The sequence below is a fragment of the Pseudomonas sp. RIT778 genome (genome assembly GCF_019718735.1).
Taxonomy (GTDB): Bacteria; Pseudomonadota; Gammaproteobacteria; order Pseudomonadales; family Pseudomonadaceae; genus Aquipseudomonas; species Aquipseudomonas aphyarum.
Window position 1 is genome coordinate 19,564 of sequence record NZ_JAIHBA010000025.1, and the last position, 22,586, is coordinate 42,149.

Annotated in this window: 22 protein-coding genes and 1 other RNA gene; 8 read left to right on the top strand and 15 right to left on the bottom strand. The window is 59.0% G+C overall.

The window, feature by feature from the left end:
- Positions 1–283: 283 nt before the first annotated feature.
- Together rnpB and rsmI are read right to left on the bottom strand one after the other, a co-directional pair.
- Positions 284–637, bottom strand: an RNA gene (gene rnpB / locus K5E37_RS18105) — RNase P RNA component class A.
- 73 nt (positions 638–710) lie between these two features.
- Entirely contained in the window at positions 711–1,616 is a 906-nt protein-coding gene (rsmI, locus tag K5E37_RS18110; RefSeq protein WP_074690999.1) for a 16S rRNA (cytidine(1402)-2'-O)-methyltransferase, read from the bottom strand.
- 177 nt (positions 1,617–1,793) lie between these two features.
- Here rsmI and K5E37_RS18115 point away from each other — a divergent pair, with 177 nt between their 5' ends.
- The 4 genes from K5E37_RS18115 (at position 1,794) to K5E37_RS18130 (ending at position 5,238) form a co-directional block, all read left to right on the top strand.
- Entirely contained in the window at positions 1,794–3,605 is a 1,812-nt protein-coding gene (locus K5E37_RS18115) for a penicillin-binding protein activator (protein ID WP_221534745.1), read from the top strand.
- Positions 3,605–3,967, top strand: coding sequence for a YraN family protein (locus K5E37_RS18120; protein WP_007956783.1), 363 nt, complete (start codon positions 3,605–3,607; stop codon positions 3,965–3,967). The genes K5E37_RS18115 and K5E37_RS18120 overlap by 1 nt, the downstream gene beginning before the upstream one ends.
- 102 nt (positions 3,968–4,069) lie before the next feature.
- On the top strand, positions 4,070–4,663 hold the full coding sequence (locus tag K5E37_RS18125; protein ID WP_007928463.1) for a phosphoheptose isomerase: 594 nt from the start codon (positions 4,070–4,072) through the stop codon (positions 4,661–4,663).
- Positions 4,660–5,238, top strand: coding sequence for a BON domain-containing protein (locus tag K5E37_RS18130; protein WP_085606924.1), 579 nt, complete (start codon positions 4,660–4,662; stop codon positions 5,236–5,238). Before K5E37_RS18125 ends, K5E37_RS18130 begins: the two co-directional genes overlap by 4 nt.
- 98 nt (positions 5,239–5,336) lie before the next feature.
- Here K5E37_RS18130 and K5E37_RS18135 read toward each other — a convergent pair whose 3' ends face one another.
- The 7 genes from K5E37_RS18135 to rplM form a co-directional block, all read right to left on the bottom strand.
- Complete coding sequence (locus K5E37_RS18135; protein ID WP_007956787.1) at positions 5,337–5,750, bottom strand: ClpXP protease specificity-enhancing factor; 414 nt, start codon at positions 5,748–5,750, stop codon at positions 5,337–5,339.
- Positions 5,751–5,766: 16 nt separating this feature from the next.
- Positions 5,767–6,384 (bottom strand): glutathione S-transferase N-terminal domain-containing protein, encoded by a 618-nt coding sequence (locus tag K5E37_RS18140; protein ID WP_011335872.1) that lies wholly within the window; start codon positions 6,382–6,384, stop codon positions 5,767–5,769.
- Between the two features lie 147 nt (positions 6,385–6,531).
- Positions 6,532–7,314 carry a cytochrome c1 gene (locus tag K5E37_RS18145; RefSeq protein ID WP_007956790.1) on the bottom strand — a complete coding sequence of 261 codons (783 nt, stop codon included), beginning with the start codon at positions 7,312–7,314 and terminating at the stop codon, positions 6,532–6,534.
- Positions 7,314–8,525 (bottom strand): cytochrome bc complex cytochrome b subunit, encoded by a 1,212-nt coding sequence (locus K5E37_RS18150; protein ID WP_007956792.1) that lies wholly within the window; start codon positions 8,523–8,525, stop codon positions 7,314–7,316. Before K5E37_RS18150 ends, K5E37_RS18145 begins: the two co-directional genes overlap by 1 nt.
- The gene (gene petA, locus K5E37_RS18155; protein WP_007917031.1) at positions 8,525–9,118 is read right to left on the bottom strand and encodes a ubiquinol-cytochrome c reductase iron-sulfur subunit; all 594 of its coding nucleotides are present in this window, start codon (positions 9,116–9,118) and stop codon (positions 8,525–8,527) included. Before petA ends, K5E37_RS18150 begins: the two co-directional genes overlap by 1 nt.
- A 268-nt stretch (positions 9,119–9,386) precedes the next feature.
- Positions 9,387–9,779: a 30S ribosomal protein S9 gene (gene rpsI, locus K5E37_RS18160; protein ID WP_007956794.1), complete on the bottom strand. Its 393-nt coding sequence runs from the start codon at positions 9,777–9,779 to the stop codon at positions 9,387–9,389.
- Between the two features lie 14 nt (positions 9,780–9,793).
- The gene (rplM, locus tag K5E37_RS18165) at positions 9,794–10,222 is read right to left on the bottom strand and encodes a 50S ribosomal protein L13 (protein ID WP_003228062.1); all 429 of its coding nucleotides are present in this window, start codon (positions 10,220–10,222) and stop codon (positions 9,794–9,796) included.
- A gap of 244 nt (positions 10,223–10,466) precedes the next feature.
- Between rplM and K5E37_RS18170 the strand changes: the two genes are divergently transcribed.
- Complete coding sequence (locus tag K5E37_RS18170) at positions 10,467–11,507, top strand: NADP(H)-dependent aldo-keto reductase (RefSeq protein WP_085606928.1); 1,041 nt, start codon at positions 10,467–10,469, stop codon at positions 11,505–11,507.
- Between the two features lie 137 nt (positions 11,508–11,644).
- On the opposite strand, the gene K5E37_RS18175 is transcribed toward K5E37_RS18170, so the two are convergent.
- Positions 11,645–12,781 (bottom strand): acyl-CoA dehydrogenase family protein, encoded by a 1,137-nt coding sequence (locus K5E37_RS18175; RefSeq protein ID WP_007956797.1) that lies wholly within the window; start codon positions 12,779–12,781, stop codon positions 11,645–11,647.
- Positions 12,782–13,027: 246 nt separating this feature from the next.
- Here K5E37_RS18175 and K5E37_RS18180 point away from each other — a divergent pair, with 246 nt between their 5' ends.
- On the top strand, positions 13,028–13,924 hold the full coding sequence (locus K5E37_RS18180; RefSeq protein ID WP_170929381.1) for a GlxA family transcriptional regulator: 897 nt from the start codon (positions 13,028–13,030) through the stop codon (positions 13,922–13,924).
- Positions 13,925–13,986: 62 nt separating this feature from the next.
- On the opposite strand, the gene zapE is transcribed toward K5E37_RS18180, so the two are convergent.
- The 3 genes from zapE to K5E37_RS18195 all read right to left on the bottom strand — a co-directional run bounded on the left by zapE (position 13,987) and on the right by K5E37_RS18195 (position 17,181).
- The gene (gene zapE, locus K5E37_RS18185) at positions 13,987–15,081 is read right to left on the bottom strand and encodes a cell division protein ZapE (RefSeq protein ID WP_085606932.1); all 1,095 of its coding nucleotides are present in this window, start codon (positions 15,079–15,081) and stop codon (positions 13,987–13,989) included.
- Between the two features lie 90 nt (positions 15,082–15,171).
- Entirely contained in the window at positions 15,172–16,527 is a 1,356-nt protein-coding gene (locus K5E37_RS18190) for a tryptophan--tRNA ligase (protein WP_007956800.1), read from the bottom strand.
- Between the two features lie 24 nt (positions 16,528–16,551).
- Positions 16,552–17,181 carry an alpha/beta hydrolase gene (locus K5E37_RS18195; protein ID WP_085607037.1) on the bottom strand — a complete coding sequence of 210 codons (630 nt, stop codon included), beginning with the start codon at positions 17,179–17,181 and terminating at the stop codon, positions 16,552–16,554.
- Positions 17,182–17,325: 144 nt separating this feature from the next.
- Here K5E37_RS18195 and K5E37_RS18200 point away from each other — a divergent pair, with 144 nt between their 5' ends.
- Positions 17,326–17,760: a YhcB family protein gene (locus K5E37_RS18200; protein ID WP_007956803.1), complete on the top strand. Its 435-nt coding sequence runs from the start codon at positions 17,326–17,328 to the stop codon at positions 17,758–17,760.
- 67 nt (positions 17,761–17,827) lie between these two features.
- On the opposite strand, the gene K5E37_RS18205 is transcribed toward K5E37_RS18200, so the two are convergent.
- Together K5E37_RS18205 and K5E37_RS18210 are read right to left on the bottom strand one after the other, a co-directional pair.
- Positions 17,828–18,559 (bottom strand): OmpA family lipoprotein, encoded by a 732-nt coding sequence (locus tag K5E37_RS18205; RefSeq protein WP_007956806.1) that lies wholly within the window; start codon positions 18,557–18,559, stop codon positions 17,828–17,830.
- A gap of 114 nt (positions 18,560–18,673) precedes the next feature.
- Positions 18,674–19,315 carry an MBL fold metallo-hydrolase gene (locus tag K5E37_RS18210; protein ID WP_221534747.1) on the bottom strand — a complete coding sequence of 214 codons (642 nt, stop codon included), beginning with the start codon at positions 19,313–19,315 and terminating at the stop codon, positions 18,674–18,676.
- A 314-nt stretch (positions 19,316–19,629) separates the two neighbouring features.
- Here K5E37_RS18210 and K5E37_RS18215 point away from each other — a divergent pair.
- On the top strand, positions 19,630–22,586 hold a 2,957-nt coding region (locus K5E37_RS18215), incomplete at its 3' end, for a M10 family metallopeptidase (protein ID WP_260404291.1).

The window sequence follows — 22,586 nt, forward strand, 5'->3', positions numbered from 1 at the left end:
AAACCCTTACAGAACGGAGATTTAGGAGCATAAAAGGAGGAGCAACGAGAATCTGGCGGATGCTTTTATCCAATAACTTGAAGCAGCACTGAAAGCTGCGCTCGAAAGTTAAAGTAATTTGTTAAGAGTAAGATTTTTTCGGTATTACAAAAGCGCTTCTGCTGTTGATTGAAGCAAGGTGGGAAATGGCTATTACTGCGTCTGCCGCTACCGGATTTCCAGCGCAGGCCTGCTGATAATAAACAGCCCTGTCGCCTTTAATTCAAGCAGGGAAAAGAAAAAGGTGGAGAGTCGATCTGTAAGCCGGGTTCTGTCTTGAACAGTCATTCGTCTACGATGGCCATCACTGGACATCTTTAGCAACCTACCCGGTCCCAGCGCGGGCCACGCCTTGGGACCCTATTTGGTCTTGCTCCAAGTGGGGTTTACCTAGCCACGAACTGTTGCCAGACGTGCGGTGCGCTCTTACCGCACCTTTTCACCCTTACCGGCGCCGAAGCGCTTAGGCGGTTATTTTCTGTGGCACTTTCCGTAGGCTCACGCCTCCCAGGCATTACCTGGCACTTCGCCCTATGGAGCCCGGACTTTCCTCCCCCCCCTAATTTTCATAGAGGGCAGCGACTGTCCGATCGACTCTCCGCCGCGCAGGTTAACGGCAGAGCGGCCGAAGAACAAGCGCTAATAGCCCGCAAACCGGTCTGCGCGACGGGTTACGCGTCTTTTTGCTGATCCAGCGCGACCTGATACAGCACGTTTTTGCGCTCACCGGTGATTTGCGCTGCCAGAGCTGCCGCGCGCTTGAGCGGCATCTCTTCCAGCAACAGGTTAAGGATACGCATCGCTTCACTGCTGACGGCGTCTTCGGATTCGGGCGCGGTCCAGCCCGCCACGACTACAACGCATTCGCCGCGCTGCTGATTGCTGTCGGCCTCGACGAATGCCCGCAACTCGCTCAACGGCAATCCCTTGAGCGTTTCGAAGGTCTTGGTGATTTCACGAGCGAGCAATGCAGGACGATCAGCACCGAACACCGCCTCCATATCCTGCAGGCATTCCAGAATACGGTGCGGCGCCTCGTAAAAAATCAGCGTGCGCGGTTCTTCCTTGATAGCTTCCAGACGCGCCTTGCGCCCCACGGCCTTGGCCGGCAAAAAGCCTTCGAAGATAAAGCGGTCGGACGGCAGACCGGCAGCCGATAACGCTGCGATCAATGCGCACGCACCCGGCACCGGCACCACATTGATCCCGGCGGCACGAGCCTGACGCACGAGGTGATAGCCCGGATCGGAAATCAGCGGCGTACCGGCATCGGAAATCAGTGCGACGTTGTCGCCCGCCAGCAGACGGGTAATGAAGCGACTGCCTTCATCGCGCTCGTTGTGTTCATGACAGGCTGCCAGCGGCGTGGAGATGCCGAAGTGCTGCATCAGGCGCTGGGAATGGCGTGTGTCTTCGGCGGCGATCAGCGCCACCTCGCGCAGGATCTTCAACGCCCGGGCGCTGATGTCATCCAGGTTGCCGATGGGCGTCGCCACCACATAAAGCGAGCCCGCAGCGGAATTCAAAGGACCTGGAGCAGTCAAAGCGCACACCTCATGATCGGTAAAAGCCGCCATTGTAGCGCGTCGTGCGCCGGACGATGCGTCCGGGTCGGACACGGTTTGTCGCACCATTGTGAGGCTGCGCACTCTTTGTATCAGCTAAATTGACGGTTTCATGCCAGTAACATCGCGCCCCGGCCAGTGCTTGGGTACAATTCGACGCTAATTTGATCGAGTATCAGGAACACTTACATGATCGCTTGCCTGCGGCTGTTCACTGCCCTCTGCCTCGCTGCCTTGCTGGCGGCTTGCGCCAGCTCCCCTTCCTCCAGCCTTGGCGAACTTCCACGGACCCCGGATGCCACCATTGAGCAACTGCTCGAACAGGCTGCCCAGGCCAAATCGCCGGACAAGGCTGCGCTGCTGCGCCTGAGTGCGGCAGACATGGCGTACCGCCAGGGCAATGCCGGACAGTCCGCGCAAATCCTGCAGCAAGTGCCGATGGAACAACTCCAGCCCGGCCAGCAGGCATTCGCCAGCACCCTGTCTGCCGAACTGGCCATGACCCGCAATCAGCCGAAAGCCGCGCTGACTGCCCTGAGCCACCCAAGCCTGCAACGCCTGAGTGAAATGTCCGTACCGCTGCAAGTTCGCGCCGGCACCGTTCACGCCCGCGCCCTTGAAGCCGACGGCCAGACCCTGGCTGCCGCACGCGAGCGCATCTTCATCGCGCCGATGCTGGAAGGCGAAGCCGCCAGCAAGAACCACGAAGCGATCTGGACCCTGATTGCGTCGCTGCCCGCCGATCAACTGCAAGCGAACACCACCGATGACCTCGGCGGCTGGATGAGCCTGGCCCTGGCAGTGAAAACTGCCGGCACTCTGGAGCAGCAGCAAGCCGCTATCGACAACTGGCGCAACCAGCATCCGAAACACCCAGCTGCAGTCAACCTGCCGCTGCCCCTGACCAAACTCAAGGAACTGGCCAGCCAGCCCCTGAGCAAGATCGCCCTGCTCCTGCCGCAGGACGGCCAACTGGCCTCGGTCGGCAAGGCCCTGCGTGACGGCTTCATGGCCGCGCACTATCAGGCTCAGCAAGCCGGCCAGAAACCACCGGCCATCGAGTTCTACGACAGCTCGAAACTGACCAACCTCGACGAGTTCTACCGCAAGGCCCAGGCCGATGGCGTGCAACTGGTCGTCGGCCCGCTGGAGAAGCCGCTGGTCAAACAGCTGAGCACTCGCCCGCAATTGCCGATCACCACCCTCGCCCTGAACTACAGCGAAGGTGATCAGGGCCCGGCGCAACTGTTCCAGTTCGGTCTGGCCGCTGAAGACGAAGCCCGCGAAGTCTCCCGCCGCGCCCGTGCCGACGGCCTGCATCGCGCCGCCATCATGGTGCCGAAAGGCGAATGGGGCGATCGTGTGCTGCGTGCCTTCAGCCAGGACTGGCAAGCCAACGGCGGCAGCATCGTTGCCACCGAACGTGTCGATCAGCCGGTGCAACTGGCCCAGCAGATCGCCGACATGTTCCAGCTGCGTCAGAGCGAAGCCCGCGCCAAGAGCCTGCAGAATGCTGCCGGCACCAACGTTGCCGCCCAGCCGTCGCGTCGCCAGGACATCGAGTTCATCTTCCTCGCCGCCACCCCGCAGCAGGCGCAGCAGATCAAGCCGACACTGAACTTCCAGTACGCCGGTGATGTGCCGGTTTACGCGACCTCCCACGTATTCAGCGCCAGCGGCGACGTGAACCAGTACAACGACATGAACGGCGTGCGCTTCTGCGAAACGCCATGGCTGCTGGAAACCAGCGATCCGCTGCGTCAGCAGGTCACCGCGCAATGGCCACAAGCCGCCGGCAGCCTCGGCCGCCTGTACGCCATGGGCGTCGATGCCTATCGCCTGGCGCCACGCTTGGATCAGCTCAAGGCACTGCCGGACAGCCGCATCGAAGGTCAGTCGGGCAGCCTGGGCATGACCCAGTCCCAACGCGTCGTCCGTCAGTTGCCATGGGCGCAATTCGTCAGCGGTCAGATCCAGCGCCTGCCGGACACTCCACGCTGATGCCCGACAGGTCCCACCTGCAAAGCGGCAAGGATGCCGAGCGCCAGGCGCTCGAGCATCTGCAACACCAGGGTCTGCGCCTGCTGGCGCAGAACTGGTTATGTAAACGCGGTGAGCTTGATCTGGTCATGCTTGATGGCGATACAGTAGTATTCGTCGAAGTCCGTTACCGAAAGAACACTCAATGGGGTGGCGCACTCGACAGCATCGATGGGCGCAAACGGCAGAAACTGATTTTCGCCGCACAGTATTTTCTTCAGCGCGAGTCGCGTTGGGCCAATTCCCCCTGCCGCTTCGACGTGGTGGCCATCGACAGCCACCAGGGTCAGCTGAACTGGTTGCAGAATGCGTTCGACAGTTGACCGCCTGCTCCGACCCGGACACTTTCACTCAACACTTTTGCTCTTTGCTTTGCGGGCTGCACATTCACGTGCCGGACAGCCGCGCTAATTAAGGTCACACAGATGGACATGCAATCCCGAATTCGCCAGCTTTTCCAGGCCAGCATCGACACCAAGCAACAGGCGATGGACGTACTTGCACCGCACATCGAGCAAGCCAGCCAGGTGATGGTCAACGCCCTGCTCAACGAGGGCAAAATGCTCTCGTGCGGTAACGGCGGCTCGGCCGGCGATGCCCAGCACTTCTCCTCGGAACTGCTCAACCGTTTCGAGCGTGAGCGCCCTAGCCTGCCGGCGATCGCGCTGACCACCGACAGCTCGACCATCACCTCGATCGCCAACGACTACAGCTACAACGAAGTGTTCTCCAAGCAGATCCGCGCACTCGGCCAGCCGGGTGACGTATTGCTGGCGATTTCGACCAGCGGCAACTCGGCGAACATTATTCAGGCGATCCAGGCCGCACATGATCGCGAAATGATTGTCGTAGCATTGACCGGACGCGACGGCGGCGGCATGGCTTCGCTACTGCTGCCCGAAGACGTCGAGATTCGCGTTCCGGCCAACGTCACCGCACGTATTCAGGAAGTCCACTTGCTGGCGATCCATTGCCTTTGCGATCTGATCGACAGCCAACTGTTCGGGAGTGAAGAATGACCCCTAATCGCCTTGGCCTTCTGGCCTTGACCCTGTGCCTCGGCATCAGCGGCTGCACCTCGGTGGTGAATGCCAGCCGTGAAGCGCCGATCGAAGACGACCGTGGCACCCGCACTTTCGGCAGCAAGATCGATGACTCGCTGATCGAAACCAAAGTCGGCGTCAACGTGGCCAAGGCCGACCCGGCCCTGGACAACGACTCGCACATCGTCGTCACCAGCTTCAACGGTGTCGTGTTGCTGGCCGGCCAGACCCCGCGCGCAGACCTCAAGGAGAAGGCCGAACAGGCCGCCGCCAACGTCCAGCGCGTGAAGAAGGTTCACAACGAACTGCAAGTGATCGCACCTTCAGGCTTCATTGCCCGTCAGAACGACTCCTGGCTGACCACCAAGATCAAGACCCAGATGCTCGCCGACGCCAGCATTCCCGGCTCGCGCATCAAGGTCGTGACCGAGAACGGCATCGTTTACCTGCTGGGCCTGCTGACCAAACAGGAAGCCGCCCAGGCGACCAACCTGGTTCAGGGCGTCTCCGGCGTGCAGAAGATTGTGAAGCTGTTCGAATACATCGACTGAGAACGACCTGCCCCCGGTGGCGATTACGAAAGCGCTATCGCGAGCAGGCTCGCTCCCACGGGCACAAAAAAGGCGATCCAACCGGATCGCCTTTTTTATTACTTCACCACTTTCAGGCTTGGCCGGCCGCTTGGGCGCGGCGGCTCGCTGTCCGGTGGCGGAACATCGTCATCCTGCTCGATCTCGTCTTCGTCATCCATCGGCGACTCCAGATCGAACACCATGCCCTGACCGTTCTCCCGGGCGTAGATCCCCAGAATTGCAGCAATCGGCACGTACAGACTGTGCGGGACGCCACCGAAGCGACCTTCGAAGGTCACAACGTCGTTGTCCATATGCAAGTGCCGCACGGCACTTGGCGAAATGTTCAGGACAATCTGCCCGTCACTGGCAAATCCCTGTGGCACCTGCACCGCCGGGTACTCGGAATTGACCAGCATGTGCGGGGTGCAATCGTTATCCACAATCCACTCGTAGAGCGCGCGGACCAGATAAGGTCGACTGGAGTTCATAGCGGCTCCTTAAGCCTTAGCGCATGTCGCGTTCGACACCAGACAGACTCGCCTGGAAAGCCTCACGCGCAAACTGACGCTCCATATAATCAAGCAGCGGCTTGGCGGGCCGCGGCAGTTCTATACCCAGAATCGGCAAACGCCAGAGTATTGGCAATAGGCAGCAATCCACCAGACTTTGTTCCTCACTGAGGAAAAACGGCTTGTCGGCAAACAGCGGCGACACGCCCGTCAGGCTTTCGCGCAATTCCTTGCGCGCCACGGCACGGGCCGCTTCCTTGGTGCGCGAATCCAGAATCAGATCCACCAGACCACACCAGTCACGCTGAATGCGGTGAATCAGCAGACGACTGTTGGCACGCGCCACCGGGTACACAGGCATCAATGGCGGATGCGGGTAACGCTCATCCAGGTATTCCATCACCACGGTCGACTCCCACAACGCCAGGTCACGATCGACCAGCGTGGGCAGACTGCCGTAAGGGTTCACTTCAATCAGTTTAGGCGGCTGACGACCAGCCTCCACAAAAATGATTTCGGCGCTGACACCCTTCTCTGCAAGCACGATGCGCACTCGGTGGGAATAGTGGTCGGCGGGGTCGGAGTAACAGGCCAACCGATTGGTCACGCCCATGGCGATCCTCCTCGCTTGTTGAAATAGTCGGAGCCGGAAAAACGCGCGCGCCCAGAGGGCGCCTCCCGCAACGGCTGGCGAACCAGGCGTTGCGTTTTCAGAGGCGCCCTTGGGCGCGCGCGATTAACAGCAATTGCTTGAAGCGTATCAGTGCACGTCTTTCCAGTATTCACGCTTGAGCAGGTAGGCGAACACAAAGAAGAACGCCAGGTACAGCAAGACGTAAGTACCGATGCGCTGATGTTGCAGCTTAACCGGGTTAGCCGAGTAAGCCAGGAAGGTTACCAGATTCTTGACCTTCTCATCGAACTGCTCTTCGTTGAGGGTTCCGGTTTTCGGCACGATGGTCAACTGATCGCACGCTTCATGAGTCAGAGGCGTACCGGTCAGCGGGTCATATTGCTTCTTGCCGTCTTCGACGATCTGTACCTGTTTGCAACCCACGACCTGACGACCTTGCAGGCCGACCAGCACGTTAGGCATGCCGACGTTCGGGAAGACCTTGTTGTTCACGCCCCATGGACGTGCAGGATCTTCGTAGAACGACTTGAGGTAACCGTAGAGCCAGTCAGTGCCGCGAACACGAGCCACCAGCGTCAGGTCCGGCGGCGCTGCGCCGAACCAGGTCTTGGCGTCGGCCGGCTGCATGCCGATGTTCATGTGATCGCCGATCTTGGCGCCGGTGAACACCAATTTCTCCAGCATCAGTTCGTGCGGAACGCCGAGATCATCGGCCACACGCTCGTAACGCTGAAACTTGGCACTGTGGCAACCCATGCAATAGTTGGCGAAAGTACGCGCACCATCCTGCAGGGCAGCCTTGTCGGAAACGTCGATGTCGACCTTTTCCAGTTCCGGACCACCGTGTTCGGCCGCGAAAGACAGCACTGGCAGAGCAGCAAAAATCAGAGCAAAAAATAACTTTTTCATCAGCCAGTCACCCTTTCCGGAACCGGTTTGGTCTTCTCGAGCCTGGTGTAGAACGGCATCAGAATGAAGTAGGCGAAGTACAGGAAGGTGCAGACCTGCGACAGCAGCGTACGGCCTGGCGTCGGGGCCAGAACGCCCAGAATGCCGAGGATCACGAACGAAATGCAGAACACCACCAGCCAGATCTTGCTCATCCAGCCTTTGTAGCGCATCGACTTGACCGGGCTGCGGTCGAGCCACGGCAGGACGAACAGCACCGCAATCGCTGCACCCATGGCGATAACGCCCATGAGCTTGTCAGGGACCGCACGCAAGATTGCGTAGAACGGTGTGAAGTACCAGACCGGTGCAATGTGCTCAGGCGTCTTGAACGGGTTGGCTTGCTCGAAGTTAGGCTTTTCGAGGAAGTAACCGCCCATTTCCGGGAAGAAGAACACGATGAAGCAGAAGATGAACAGGAACACCACGACGCCGACGATATCTTTCACGGTGTAGTACGGGTGGAAGGCGATGCCGTCCAGCGGGATACCGTTTTCGTCTTTGTGCTTCTTGATGTCCACGCCGTCCGGGTTGTTCGAACCGACTTCGTGCAACGCCAGGATGTGCAGCACCACCAGACCGAGAATCACGATCGGCAGCGCAACCACGTGCAGGGCGAAGAAGCGGTTCAGGGTGATCCCGGAAATCAGGTAGTCACCACGGATCCACTGGGTCAGGTCGTTGCCGATGACCGGGATCGCACCGAACAGCGAGATGATCACCTGGGCACCCCAGTAGGACATCTGGCCCCACGGCAGCAGGTAACCCATGAAGGCTTCAGCCATCAGCGCCAGGTAGATCAGCATGCCGAAGACCCACACCAGCTCGCGCGGTTTCTGGTACGAACCGTAGAGCAGGCCACGGAACATGTGCAGATAGACCACGATGAAGAACGCCGAAGCGCCGGTGGAGTGCAGCAGGCGCAAGATCGAACCGTACTCGACGTCGCGCATGATGTATTCGACGGAAGCGAACGCTTCTTCCGCCGACGGGGTGTAGCTCATGGTCAGCCAGACACCGGTGACGATCTGGTTGACCAGAACGAGCAGCGCCAGCGAGCCGAAGAAGTAGAAGAAGTTGAAGTTTTTTGGAGCGTAATACTTGCTGAGATGGTCTTCCCACATCTTGGTGGCGGGGAAGCGTGCATCAACCCAATCCATGAACTTGCTCATCACGCTTTCTCCGTATCGACGCCAATGACAATCAGGTCATCGGTCTCATAGGAATGCGGGGGTACTGGCAGGTTCAAAGGCGCAGGTTGCGACTTGTAGACGCGGCCAGCCAGATCGTAGTGGGAACCGTGGCAAGGGCAGAAATAGCCGCCTACCCAGTCTTTGCCCAGATCCGCGGGTGCCACTTCGGGACGGAAAGTCGGTGAGCAACCCAGGTGAGTGCAGATCCCGATCAACAGGAGGATTTCCGGCTTGATCGAACGCACTTCAGGGTCGACATAAGTGGGTTGCGTGGAGTTTTTGGAGGTCGGATCGGAGAGCTGGCCCTCGATCTTCTTGAGATTCCCCAGGATTTCCTCGGTACGGCGGACAATGAACACCGGCTGGCCGCGCCATTCAGCAATCATCTGCTGCCCTGGCTCGATTTTGCTGACATTCACTTTCACCGGTGCTCCGGCAGCCTTCGCCTTGGCACTGGGAAACCATGACCCCACGAACGGGACCGCAGCCCCCACCGCTCCTGCAGCACCCACCACGGATGTGGCTGCTACCAAGAAGCGACGCCGGCCTGCATTCACGCCGTCATTGCTCATTCAGTCCTCTCCCATCAGCTTTGTGGCCTGTTAAATCAGGCGTCTACTAAATTGAAACTATGTACTTATAAAAATTTTGCCGAATGGTAATGAAAACCCCCAATTCTGACAAGGTAATTACCCGGAGGGCTGGCCCTCAAGCCTTGTAGTATAGGGGGTCTACGAATGTGGCAAGTTGTCACAGCGCAATTATTCAAGAAATCGCACGCATAAAAAAACGCCCGGTTCCGTGAGGAATCGGGCGTTCTTTTTGAACGTGGAAGCGAAATTAACGCTTCGAGTACTGCGGACGCTTACGCGCTTTACGCAGACCAACTTTCTTACGTTCAACTTCACGGGCGTCGCGAGTAACGAAGCCAGCTTTGCGCAGAGCGCTACGCAGGGTTTCGTCGTAGTCCATCAGAGCGCGAGTGATGCCGTGGCGGATTGCGCCAGCTTGACCACTTACACCACCACCGATGACGGTGACGTAGATGTCGAACTTCTCGACAGTCTCAGTCAGTTCCAGCGGCTGACGAACTACCATGCGGGCAGTTTCGCGACCGAAGAACGTGTCCAGGGAGCGGTTGTTGATGGAGATGTTACCAGTACCCGGACGCAGGAAAACGCGTGCGGTTGCGGTCTTGCGACGGCCAGTGCCGTAATTTTGAGTCGCCGACATAATGAACTATTCCGTTAAATCTTCAGTTCTTGGGGCTGCTGAGCAGTATGAGGGTGTGCAGCGCCCGCATAGACTTTCAGCTTACGGTACATGTCGCGACCCAGTGGGTTTTTAGGCAGCATGCCTTTAACCGCGGTCTCGATCACGCGCTCAGGGGCCTTGGCGATCAGCTTTTCAAAGTTGATCGACTTGATGCCGCCCGGGAAACCGGAGTGGGAGTAGTACATTTTGTCAGTGGTTTTAGCACCGGTAACACGGATCTGCTCAGCGTTGATTACGACGATGTAGTCGCCGGTGTCAACGTGAGGAGTGTACTCAGGCTTGTGCTTGCCACGCAGACGGCTCGCGATTTCGGTGGCCAGACGACCCAGGGTCTGACCAGCAGCGTCGACGACAAACCAGTCGCGCTTTACTGTTTCCGGTTTAGCAGTAAAAGTTTTCATTCTTTATAGCCTCAGGGGCCGCCTGTAAATAAGACGGCGGATCTTACTGAATAGTGCGTACTTTGACAAGTCAAAGGCAGCCGGATACAGACGCTTTCGGGGGCTCGGGTCGGCGCGTCCGTTCAACGGCAAGATTCTTCGGCGGCGGCGCATCACTTCCACTGCAGAAAGAGGTCGGCAATTATGCAGATTGCGAAAAAAATTTCAACCTGCTTTTATGCTTGTTTTGCCCAAGGAGCACCCGATGGACTATCGCCAGCTAGGCCGTACCGACCTGAACGTGAGTGCAATCTGCCTCGGCACCATGACCTGGGGCGAGCAAAACACTGAAGCTGAAGCCTTCGCCCAGATCGAGCGGGCAAAAGAGGCCGGGATCAATTTCCTCGACACCGCCGAGATGTACCCGGTGCCGCCGAAAGCCGAAACCTACGCCACCACCGAGCGCTACATCGGCAATTACTTCAAGAGCCGTGGCGACCGCGCCGACTGGATCCTCGCCAGCAAGATCGCCGGCCCCGGCAACACCATCGACTACATCCGCGACAAGAACCTGCGCCACAACCGCCAGCACATCACCGAAGCCGTGGACGCCAGCCTCAAGCGCCTACAGACCGACTACATCGATCTGTATCAATTGCACTGGCCGGAGCGCAGCACCAACTTTTTCGGACAGCTGGGCTACAAGCACCAGACCGAAGCCAACCTGACGCCGCTCGAAGACACCCTTGAAGCGCTCGATGAGCAAGTGAAGGCCGGCAAGATCCGTCACATCGGCCTGTCCAACGAGACCCCGTGGGGCACCATGCGTTTTCTCGCCCTGGCCGAAGCCCGTGGCTGGCCGCGCGCCGTGTCAATCCAGAACCCGTACAACCTGCTCAACCGCAGCTTCGAGATCGGCCTGGCGGAAATCGCCATCCGTGAACAATGCGGTCTGCTCGCCTATTCGCCGCTCGCGTTCGGTTTCCTGTCGGGCAAGTACGAAGGTGGGGCGCGTCCGCCAAAAGGCCGCCTGAGCCTCTACAGCCGCTTCAGCCGCTATTTCAACCCGCAATCGGAAGCGGCGTGCAGCCGTTACGTGGCGCTGGCTCGTGAACACGGTCTGGATCCGGCGCAAATGGCTCTGGCCTTTGTGAACCAGCAACCGTTCGTCACCAGCAACATCATCGGGGCAACGACGCTGGAGCAACTGGACAGCAACATCGCCAGCTACGAGCTGAAACTGTCGAGGGAAGTGCTGGAAGGGATCGAAGCGATTCACAAGGATCATCCGAACCCGGCGCCTTGATTAATCTTTAGATGATGATCGTTCCCACGCTCTGCGTGGGAACGCATACCGTGACGCTCCGCGTCACTCCCAAAGCGGACGCAGAGCGTCCATGGCGGCATTCCCACGCAGAGCGTGGGAACGATCACACGCTCGGATCAAAGCGACCGCGCAATGATCTCCTTCATGATTTCATTGGTGCCGGCATAGATCCGCTGCACCCGCGCATCCGCCCAGGCCCGGGCCACCGGGTATTCCCACATGAAACCGTAGCCGCCATGCAGCTGCACGCACTCGTCGAGCACCTTGCATTGCAGGTCGGTGCCCCAGTACTTTGCCATCGCCGCCGTCGGCACATCGAGCTTGCCTTGCAGATGCAACTCCAGGCAGCGGTCGACGAACACCCGGCCGATCTGAATCTCGGTGGCCATTTCCGCCAGCTTGAAGCGGGTATTCTGGAAGTCGGCAATCGACTTGCCGAACGCCTTGCGCTCGCGGGTGTAATCCAGCGTCCACTGAAGCGCCGCCTCGGCTGAAGCCAGGCCGCCAATCGCCACAGTCAAACGTTCCTGCGGCAGCTCCTGCATCAGATAGGCAAATCCCGCCCCGGCCTGACCCAGCAGGTTTTCCTTCGGCACGCGCACGTCCTGGAAGAACAATTCCGACGTGTCCTGAGCCTTCATTCCGACCTTCTCCAGGCGCTTGCCCTTGTCGAAGCCCGGCGTGTTCGCCTCCACCAAAAACAGGCTGGTGCCCTTGGCGCCGGCTTTGGGATCGGTCTTGGCGACGACGATCACCAGATCCGCCAGGAAGCCATTGGTGATAAAGGTTTTCGAACCGTTGATCACATATTCGTCGCCATCCAGCACCGCCGTGGTCTTGACCCCTTGCAGGTCGGAACCGGCGCCCGGCTCGGTCATGGCGATCGCGGTCACCATCTCGCCGGACACCAGCTTCGGTAGGTATTTCTGCTTCAGCGCCTCACTGCCGTAATGCAGGATGTACGGCGCGACGATGTCCGAATGCAGTGAAAAACCGATACCGGTCAGACCCAGCCGCCCTACTTCCTCGATGACCACCGCACTGTAAAGAAAGTCCGCCCCCAACCCACCGTATTCCTCCGGCAGGTGCGAGCAGAGCATCCCCGCCTCCCCCGCCTTGTTCCACAGTTTGCGGTCGATGTAGCCTTGTTTTTCCCATTGCCCATGGAACGGCACGGCCTCTTTTTCGAGGAATGTTCGTACGCTGTCGCGGAACAATTCGTGCTCGGAGCTGAACAAGGTTCTGGGAATCATGCGGCACCTTTTCTTTATTGTTGGAGGGATCAGACCTTCAGAGACTAAGCCTCGCTTCCGATACAGGACACTGGACACATCCGACAAAAAATAAGACGATCCAGCCGTCTGGTGACCACTTTCCCTTATAAAAACAAAAGTTGAATTATGTCCAAGCAAGTCTCCACGCCCTTGCGGCGCGTCAGCATCCTGGCGATCGACCGGGTTTTCGCTTCAACCCTCATGCAAGCCAAGGATTTCTTCCATCTGGCCAGCCTACGTTACGGCAAACAACTGGGCCACGGCCTGACTCCGGCATTCGAAACACGCCTGGTCAGCCCTGACGGCAAACCGGTGAACAGCTTCAGTGACGTGGTCATGCCGGTGGACGGCGGCCTGGAAAATGCCGATGTCATTATCCTCCCGGCGTTCTGGGACGATTTCGATACGCTGTGCCAACGTTATCCACAGATCCTGCCGTGGCTGCGCGAACAGCATGCCCGGGGCGCCGTGCTCTGCGGCGAGGCCACCGGAGTGTTCTGGCTGGCCGAGGCCGGGTTGCTCAACGGCAAGGAAGCGACCACCTACTGGCGCTTCTTCAACGCCTTCGCCGAGCGCTTCCCGCAGGTCTATCTCAATCAGGACAAGCACCTGACCGACGCCGACAACCTGTATTGCGCCGGCGGCACCACCTCCGCCTGCGATCTCTACATCTACCTGATCGAGCGCTTCTGCGGTGCCAATGTGGCCCAGGCGGTAGCCCGCGACATTCTCTATGAAGTGCAGCGCAGCTACGCACCGGGCCGCATCGGTTTCGGTGGCCAGAAGCTGCACCAGGACGTGATCATCCTGCAGATCCAGCACTGGCTCGAAGAGCATTTCGCCGACAAGTTCCGCTTCGAAGACGTGGCCCGCGAGCACGGCATGAGCATCCGCAACTTCATGCGCCGCTTCCAGACCGCCACCGGCGACAAACCGCTGCACTATCTGCAACGGCTGCGCATCGAGACCGCCAAGGGCTTGCTCTCCGGTAGTCGCAAGAGCATCAAGACCATCAGCTACGAAGTCGGCTACGACGATGCGAGCTTCTTCGCACGCCTGTTCCGCCAGCACACTGAACTGTCGCCGAACCAGTACCGGCAGCAGTTCCAGCAAGCTGCCTGACGATTCGACCAGACACAAAAAAGGGCCTGCATCTGCAGGCCCTTTTTGTTTGCCGAATCCGCTTAAGGCTTGTGTGCCCGGGACAGGAATTCGTGGGATTGCATCTCCAGCAGACGGCTGAGGGTACGCTGGAACTCGAACGTCAGACGCCCGCCGGTATACAGGTCTTTCAACTCGACTTCGGCAGAAATGATCAGTTTGACGTTACGGTCGTAGAACTCGTCGACCATGTTGATGAAGCGGCGGGCGATGTCGTCGGTGGTGACGCTCATCTGCTCCACGCCACTGAGCAGCACGGCATGGAAGATCTTGCCGAGCTCGATGTAGTCATTCTGGCTGCGCGGGCCGTCGCACAGTTCGCGGAAGTCGAACCAGGCCACGTCGTCGCAAGTGCGCAGGGCACGGATTTCGCGGTTCTCGATGATCAACACATCGTTCTCCACCGCCGCCGTGCATTCAGGCGTCAGCGCGCGGAAGCTCTTGCGCAGGCTTTCGTGAGCAGCTTCGTCGAGCGGGAAATGAAACAGCTCCGCTTGTTCGAGGTGGCGCAAACGGTAGTCGACGCCGCTGTCGACGTTGACGATCTCGGTGTTCTGCTTGATCAGTGCGATGGCCGGCAGGAAGCGCGCGCGTTGCAGGCCGTCCTTGTACAGGCCGTCCGGCACGATGTTCGACGTGGCGACTAGGGTCACGCCGTTCTTGAACAGCTCTTCCATCAGCGTACCGAGGATCATGGCGTCGGTGATGTCGGAGACGAAGAACTCATCGAAGCAGATAACCCGCGATTCCGTCGCGAAGCGCTTGGCGATGATGGTCAGCGGGTTTTTCTCGCCGCCGAGGGTTTTCATCTCTTCGTGCACGCGCTTCATGAAGCGGTGGAAGTGAGTGCGGGTCTTTTCCTTGAATGGCAGTGCTTCGAAGAAGGTGTCCACCAGGTAAGTCTTGCCGCGACCCACGCCGCCCCAGAAGTACAGGCCCTTGACCGGCGTCTGATCCTTCTTGCCAAACAGCTTGCCCAGCAAACCCGGCTTGTTCTGCTCGGCCGCGATCAGATCGTCGTACAGGCGTTGCAGATGACGCACGGCAGTTTCCTGCGCCGCATCATGGAAGAAGTCCGGGCGTTTCAGATCAGCTTGATATCGTTCTAGGGGCGTCATAATTCGTTAGCAAGGCAACAAAAACGGGCCGTCACTGTAGCGATGGCCCGTGGGAATGGCAATCGGCCCTTGGTCGGGCCGGCCCGTTGATTATTCCTGAACCGGTGTCAGAGCGATCCGCAACGCCTCGACAGCTGCATCCCGCGCAGCCACGTCGGCGAACGCCGGGCTGTCGCCGACACACTCGCCTTCCAGCCAGACGCTGAAGCTCAGGTCTTCGCTGCGTACATCCAGCGCCTGACCCGATTGCAGCTGCTTGGTCACCTGACCGGCGGTTTTACCGTCGGCGAAGTTGCGCGACAGAAGCAGTTGCTCGCCGTCAGCCGCCAGCAGACGGAAACGGAAGCTGCCATCGTCTTCACGGAAGCTGACGAAACGTGCGGCTTTCGCGGCTTTCTTCTTGGTGGTCGCGGCCACCTGAACCTGATTGACGAAAGAACGCAGGCCGACCGCTTCGCGCAGTTCGTTGAGGAACGGCGTCGCCACCGCACGGGCCTTCTTGGCGCCGTGTTGCAGGATGTCTTCCAGATCTGCCGGGCGTTCGATCAACTGGTGATAACGCTCGCGGGACTCGCCCAGTTCGTTATCCAGCAATTGGAACAGACGGTTCTTCGCCTCGCCCCAACCCAGACCACCCAGCAGTTCGCTGCGGAATTCGTCGGCCTGCGCCGGTGTGGAGAAAGCCTGGAACAGAGTGAACAGGTGCGAGTTGTCCGGATCTTTCGCTTCGCCCGGCGCGCGGGAGTCGGTAACGATGCGCGAAATCGCGTCCTTCATTTCCTTGGCGCTGGAGAACAGCGGGATGGTGTTGTCGTAGCTCTTGGACATCTTGCGACCGTCCAGGCCCGGCAACGTGGCCACGCTTTCCTCGATCAGCGCTTCGGGCATGGTGAAGAACTCCTTGCCCTGGCCGAACAGGTGGTTGAAGCGCTGGCCGATATCACGGGCCATTTCCACGTGCTGGATCTGGTCGCGACCGACCGGCACCTTGTGCGCGTTGAACATCAGAATGTCCGCCGCCATCAGCACCGGATAGCTGTACAAGCCCATGGTGATGCCGGCATCCGGGTCTTCGCCGGTCTCGACGTTCTTGTCCACCGAAGCCTTGTAGGCGTGGGCGCGGTTGAGCAGGCCCTTGGCGGCGACGCAGGTCAGCAACCAGGTCAGCTCGGGGATTTCCGGAATGTCGGACTGACGGTAGAAGGTCACGCGATCCACATCCAGGCCACCGGCCAGCCAGGTCGCGGCGATTTCCAGACGCGAGCGCTGGATGCGCAGCGGGTCATCGCACTTGATCAGGGCGTGATAGTCGGCCAGGAAGTAGAACGAGTCGGCATTGCTGTCGCGGCTGGCGAGAATCGCCGGGCGGATGGCGCCGGCGTAGTTGCCCAGGTGCGGGGTGCCGGTGGTGGTGATGCCGGTGAGGATGCGGGTACGGTTCGTCATGGGTAATCGCTTGTCAGACTGCAATCAATTCGAGAGACGCGGCAGGATCAGATCCTTGAGATCGGTCAGCTTGCCATGAAAAAAGTGTCCGCATTCTGCCACTTTCAGCAGCTCATGGGGGCGCTGGAGTTTGTCAGACCAGTCGTAGACCAGCTGCGGATCGATCACTTCGTCGGTTTCCGGCTGGATCACGGTCAGCTCGCCCTGCTGCGGCAGTTGATCCTGATCACCCAGACGCATCACCGCCGGCGCAACCATGAACAGGTGCTTGAGCGTGATGCCTTGGGCTTCGAGTCGACCGCCGAGACTTGCTGCAACAAATCCGCCGAAGGAGAAACCGAACAGGGTCAGCGGCAGATCCGGGTGTTTTTCCAGCAGCCATGCGGCAGCGGCCTGGGCGTCGTCGACTTCACCGGTGCCCATGTCATGGGAACCCTCGCTGGCACCGACGCCGCGATAGTTGAAGCGCAAGGTGATCAGGCCCGCGTCACGCGCGGTGCGCTGCAGGGTCGAGACGACCTTGTTGAGCATGGTGCCGCCCTGCACCGGGTTCGGGTGGCAGATCAGCGCGATGCCGCGTGGCTGCTCATTGTCCAGATACAAAGACTCAAGTTGACCCACCGGGCCATCAATCACTACAGGGGTTTCACGCATCAGCAAGGAAGGAACTCCGTGACCTCGAATCGGGTCGACTCGTCTAGCAAATTGTCTGTGCCAGTCTATTGCGAGTGAATCGCGGTATACAGCGCAGGTTCGAGCCGTTAACGTAAAGCAAAGCCGTTTATAGAGGAAGGACTCGTGGAACACTCGCTCTTAGTTTGGTTGTTACCGACTCTTGCCCTGGTTGTGGGTGTCGCCATTGGTTTCCTGATCGCTCGCGTTGCGCCGAACGCCGCGCCCAGCCGCACGCAGCGTCAACTGGATGATATTCAGGAACGTTTCGACAGTTATCAGAACGAAGTGGTGACCCACTTCAACAGCACCGCCAATCTGGTCAAGAAACTGACCCAGAGTTATCAGGAAGTGCAGGACCACCTCGCCGAGGGCGCCAACCGCCTGGCCCTGGACGAGCAGACCCGTCAACGCTTGCTCGCCTCGCTGCACGCCGACGCGGCACAGGCTCCACGGGAACGCCTGACGCCACCACGGGATCAGGAACCGCCGCGTGACTACGCGCCGAAGACCCCGAACTCGCCGGGCATGCTCGACGAGCATTACGGCCTGAAGAAGTAATCAGCCTTCGCGCCAACAAAAAGCCCCCAGACAATCACTTGTCCGGGGGCTTTTTTGTACCTGACGGTTACGGGTACTGCTGAACCGTACCCGGCTGTTGCTGGCCACCGTACTGCTGGCCAGGGATGGCCTTGAGGTTAACCTCGACGCGGCGGTTCTGCGCGCGGCCATTGACGTCGCCATTGCTGGCAATCGGATTATCCGGACCGGCACCGCGAGCACTCAGGTTGGCACCGCTGACGCCTTGCGAAGTCAGGTAGGTCGCCACGCTCTGCGCACGACGCTGGGACAGGTCCATGTTGTGCTGACGGCTGCCGGTGCTGTCGGTGTAACCGACGATTTCGATCTGGTTCTGGTTGAACTCTTTGAGCGAGTTGGCCAGGTTGTTCAGCGGCTGATAGAAGCTGGAAGCGATGTTCGCCGAATCGGTGGCGAAGGTGATGTTGCCCGGCATGATCAGCTTGATCTGATCGCCCTGACGCTGCACTTCAACCCCGGTGTTGGCCATGCTGGCGCGCAGTTTTTTCTCCTGCTGGTCGGCGTAGTAGCCGTAACCGGCGGCCGAGGCACCGACGACGGCTGCGCCGATCAGCGCACCCTTGCCGCGGTTGTTGTGGTCGATGGCGGCACCGGCCAGCGCGCCGGCCAGCGCACCGAGCCCACCGTACTTGGCGGTTTTGCTCATGCCCTGGGAGCCACCGTCGGCCTGACCCTGATTGTCATACGGGTTGGGCGAGGCGCAGCCGGACAAGACGGCCACGGCAGTAGCGACAATAATCAAACGACGCGTGGTGAACATGGAGTGCTCCTACATTTTGCATTCTGTGGTGCAGCGGCCATTGGCAACTGGCCCGTGCGGGCGTTGGATCATGACAATGCACAAAAATTCCGCTGGGCACCCGTGACAAAATGTTTAGGCACGCACAAACGGGTTCTCGCGCATTTCATCCCCCAGACGCGTATCCGGACCATGCCCGGCCACAACAGTCGCGTCTTCATCCAGGGTGTACAGCCGCTGCTTGATCGATCGCACGATGGTCGCCTGATCGCCGCCCCACAAATCCGTGCGCCCTACTCCGCGACGAAACAGCGTGTCGCCGGCAATCAACAGCTTAGCCTCGGAAAACCAGAAGCTCATGGAACCTGGCGTATGCCCCGGTGTGTGCAAGGCCACGCCGCAGCCGCAGGCCAGCTCTTCATCGTCGCTCAACCAGCGATCCGGTGACGGCACCGGCGTATATGGCACGCCGAACATCTGGCATTGCATCTCGAGGTTGTCCCACAGGAACTGATCTTCTTTATGCAAGTGCAGGGTGGCGCCGGTCTTCTCTTTCATCTGACCAGAGGCGAGGAAGTGATCGAGGTGCGCGTGGGTGTGGATGATGCTGACAACCTTCAGGCCCAGGGCGTCGAGCCTGGCCATGATGAGATCAGGATTGCCGCCCGGGTCGACGACGATGGCTTTTTTGGTGATCGAATCGCCGATGATCGTGCAATTGCACTGCAAGGGGCCGACGGGGAAGGTTTCTCGAATGAACGGGCTTGGCAAGGTCATGAGTTTCCTGGACGAACGGCTGGGGTTTTGCCTAAGGATTCTACTTCACTCGCCGACACAGATCGCCAGGTCAGAGAATTGACGCCACTAATCAGAAAATAGTGGCTCAATGATGTCAAATGTACAATTTCTCATGCAAAATCATATTTTTGTAGCGGTCGCGTTCAGGAAGGACCGCAGATATCAACCAGGAACGTCCCATGCCAAGCCCTCTCCGCTATTCGTTTACCACTTTTACAAGTATGACCGGTAACAAGTCTGTCGACGCCTTGCTGGCGGATGATCATTGGACCGGCCGCTGGGACGAGAGAGGAATGCCGGTCAAACTCACCTACAGTTTCATCGACACCGGTTCGTTTTTCGCCCGTGACTACAGTCCGTCGAATGAGTATTTGAACGGTTTCACGCTGTCCAACACACAACAATCGGCTGTCATCAGCGCGTTGAGTGGCTGGAGCGCTGTCGCCAACGTGCAATTCTCCCTGGTGCCTGAATCGGCTGCCAATGTCGGAGATCTGCGCTTCGGTGGTTACATGGGCATGGATAGCAAATACGCCGCATGGGCGTACTTCCCCGACGAAACACCTGCTGGTGGCGATGTCTGGATCGGCCCATCCACCGACGATCCAAACCCGGTAAAAGGCTCGTTCGACTACCTGACGTTCGTGCATGAAATCGGCCACGCGCTGGGCCTCAAGCACCCATTCGACACCACGCCGGACAACAAGCTGCTGCTGGATCCGTCACTGGACGACGTACGCTTCACCGTCATGAGTTACAACGACTCTTACTCCTATCAACCCACGACTCCGATGCTGCTGGATATTCTCGCCATCCAGAGTCTGTATGGCGCCAATACTCAGTGGCAGGCAGGCAATAACGTCTACTCCTGGGCGCCGACAAAGTCCGTATTCGAAACTATCTGGGATGGTGGCGGCTCCGACACGATCGATGCCAGTAATCAGCTTTCAGGCGTCAGCATCAACCTCAATCCAGGCCAGTTCAGCACTATCGGCAAAGCATTCCTGGCTCCAGATGGCAGCTTGTTCAATTCAGGCCTGGCCATCGCTTACGGCACCAATATCGAAAACGCCTTCGGCTCGAATTTCAATGACACCTTGATCGGTAACGCTCTGGATAATTCGCTGGTGGGTCTGGAAGGTGCAGATACCATGGATGGTGGCGCCGGTAACGATACGTACTTTGTCGACAACGTTGGCGACGTGGTCATCGAACGCGGCACATCGCCTACGGAAATCGATAGCGTCATGAGCACAATCGATTACACCCTGGGCGCCAACGTCGAGAACCTGACCTTGCTTGGCACCGATAACTTGAACGGTACCGGTAACTCGCTCAACAACCGTATCAACGGTAATGCCGGCAACAACATCCTTGATGGCGGCATCGGTGCCGACTTCATGGCTGGCGGCACAGGCAATGACACCTACATTGTCGACAACGTAAACGACATCGTCAGTGAAACCAGCACCCTGATCGGCGAGATCGACACGGTTAACTCGTCGGTCAACTACGCACTGGGTGCCAATCTCGAAAACCTCACTCTGACCGGTACCCGAGACACTTATGCCATCGGTAATGCGCTGAACAACGTACTCATCGGTAACGACGGAAACAACACTCTTAATGGTGGCGCCGGCAGCGACACTATGAGCGGCGGCAAAGGGAACGACACCTACGCCGTCGACAGCGTCGGCGATATTATCATTGAGGCTGCAAACGAGGGTTACGACACGGTAGTGAGTTATATCGACTACACCCTCGGCGCCAACATCGAAGAAGGCCAGTTGATCGGCAACGCCATCAGCCTGACCGGCAATGAACTGGACAACGTGTTGATCGGCAATGCCCTGGCCAACAACCTGTTCGGCGGCGCTGGCAATGATGTGATCAACGGTGGCGCAGGAGGCGATCGCATGGTCGGCGGCCTGGGTGACGACACCTACATCGTCGACAATACCGGCGACATCATCGTTGAAGCCGCGAACGAGGGCCGTGACACAGTACAGGCCAGCGTCAACTACACCTTGAGCGCCAATATCGAAGAAGGCCAGTTGATCGGCAACGCCGCCAGCCTGACCGGCAACGATCTGGACAACATGCTCATCGGCAACGCCCAGGACAACACCCTGAACGGAATGGCAGGCGCCGACACCATGGACGGCGGCGCGGGGAACGACAGCTACTTCGTCGACAATGTCGGCGATGTCGTCATCGAGCGCGATGCCTCGCCAACCCAGATCGACGCCGTCAACTCGGTGATCGATTACACCCTGGGCGCCAATGTCGAGTGGCTCAACCTGCTGGGCAGCGACAACCTCAACGGCACCGGCAACGCATTGAACAACCGCATCACCGGCAACAGCGGAAACAACATCCTCGACGGCGGCCTGGGTGCCGACTTCATGGCTGGCGGTACCGGCAATGACACCTACATCGTCGACAACGTCAATGACGTCATCAGTGAAACCAGTATCCTGGCGAACGAAATTGACACGGTCAAATCATCGATCAGCTGGAAACTGGGTGCCAACCTGGAAAACCTGACGCTGACCGGCACCGCAAATACCTATGCAGTCGGTAACGAATTGAACAACGTTCTGATCGGCAACGACGGCAACAATGAAATCAACGGGGGTGCCGGCGTCGACACGATGAGTGGCGGCAAGGGTAACGACACGTACGCCGTCGACAACGCGGGCGATATCGTCATCGAAGCGGCGAACGAAGGTTACGATACGGTGCTCAGCTTCGTTAACTACACCTTGAGTGCCAACATCGAAGAAGGCCAGTTGATCGGCAACGCCATCAGCCTGGCCGGCAATGAACTGGACAACGTGTTGATCGGCAATGCCCTGGCCAACAACCTGTTCGGCGGCGCTGGCAATGATGTGATCAACGGTGGTGCAGGAGGCGACCGCATGGTCGGCGGCCTGGGTGACGACACCTACATCGTCGACAATACCGGCGACATCATCGTTGAAGCCGCGAACGAGGGCCGTGACACAGTACAGGCCAGCGTCAACTACACCTTGAGCGCCAATATCGAAGAAGGCCAGTTGATCGGCAACGCAGCCAGTCTGACCGGCAACAGTCTGGACAACGTGCTCATCGGTAACGCCCAGGACAACACCCTGAACGGAATGGCAGGCGCCGACACCATGGACGGCGGCGCGGGCAACGACAGCTACTTCGTCGACAATGTCGGCGATGTCGTCATCGAGCGCGATGCCTCGCCAACCCAGATCGA

Excerpts from the sequence above, each read along its gene's own strand:
- petA (WP_007917031.1), bottom strand. The coding sequence starts at position 9,118 with ATGAGCAATGACGGCGTGAATGCAGGCCGGCGTCGCTTCTTGGTAGCA.
- rpsI (WP_007956794.1), bottom strand. The coding sequence starts at position 9,779 with ATGTCGGCGACTCAAAATTACGGCACTGGCCGTCGCAAGACCGCAACC.
- K5E37_RS18130 (WP_085606924.1), top strand. The coding sequence starts at position 4,660 with ATGACCCCTAATCGCCTTGGCCTTCTGGCCTTGACCCTGTGCCTCGGC.
- K5E37_RS18205 (WP_007956806.1), bottom strand. The coding sequence starts at position 18,559 with ATGTTCACCACGCGTCGTTTGATTATTGTCGCTACTGCCGTGGCCGTC.
- zapE (WP_085606932.1), bottom strand. The coding sequence starts at position 15,081 with ATGACGCCCCTAGAACGATATCAAGCTGATCTGAAACGCCCGGACTTC.
- K5E37_RS18195 (WP_085607037.1), bottom strand. The coding sequence starts at position 17,181 with ATGCGTGAAACCCCTGTAGTGATTGATGGCCCGGTGGGTCAACTTGAG.
- K5E37_RS18125 (WP_007928463.1), top strand. The coding sequence starts at position 4,070 with ATGGACATGCAATCCCGAATTCGCCAGCTTTTCCAGGCCAGCATCGAC.
- K5E37_RS18190 (WP_007956800.1), bottom strand. The coding sequence starts at position 16,527 with ATGACGAACCGTACCCGCATCCTCACCGGCATCACCACCACCGGCACC.
- K5E37_RS18120 (WP_007956783.1), top strand. The coding sequence starts at position 3,605 with ATGCCCGACAGGTCCCACCTGCAAAGCGGCAAGGATGCCGAGCGCCAG.
- K5E37_RS18150 (WP_007956792.1), bottom strand. The coding sequence starts at position 8,525 with ATGAGCAAGTTCATGGATTGGGTTGATGCACGCTTCCCCGCCACCAAG.
- K5E37_RS18115 (WP_221534745.1), top strand. The coding sequence starts at position 1,794 with ATGATCGCTTGCCTGCGGCTGTTCACTGCCCTCTGCCTCGCTGCCTTG.
- K5E37_RS18170 (WP_085606928.1), top strand. The coding sequence starts at position 10,467 with ATGGACTATCGCCAGCTAGGCCGTACCGACCTGAACGTGAGTGCAATC.
- K5E37_RS18135 (WP_007956787.1), bottom strand. The coding sequence starts at position 5,750 with ATGAACTCCAGTCGACCTTATCTGGTCCGCGCGCTCTACGAGTGGATT.
- K5E37_RS18145 (WP_007956790.1), bottom strand. The coding sequence starts at position 7,314 with ATGAAAAAGTTATTTTTTGCTCTGATTTTTGCTGCTCTGCCAGTGCTG.
- K5E37_RS18210 (WP_221534747.1), bottom strand. The coding sequence starts at position 19,315 with ATGACCTTGCCAAGCCCGTTCATTCGAGAAACCTTCCCCGTCGGCCCC.
- rsmI (WP_074690999.1), bottom strand. The coding sequence starts at position 1,616 with ATGGCGGCTTTTACCGATCATGAGGTGTGCGCTTTGACTGCTCCAGGT.
- K5E37_RS18140 (WP_011335872.1), bottom strand. The coding sequence starts at position 6,384 with ATGGGCGTGACCAATCGGTTGGCCTGTTACTCCGACCCCGCCGACCAC.
- K5E37_RS18175 (WP_007956797.1), bottom strand. The coding sequence starts at position 12,781 with ATGATTCCCAGAACCTTGTTCAGCTCCGAGCACGAATTGTTCCGCGAC.
- rplM (WP_003228062.1), bottom strand. The coding sequence starts at position 10,222 with ATGAAAACTTTTACTGCTAAACCGGAAACAGTAAAGCGCGACTGGTTT.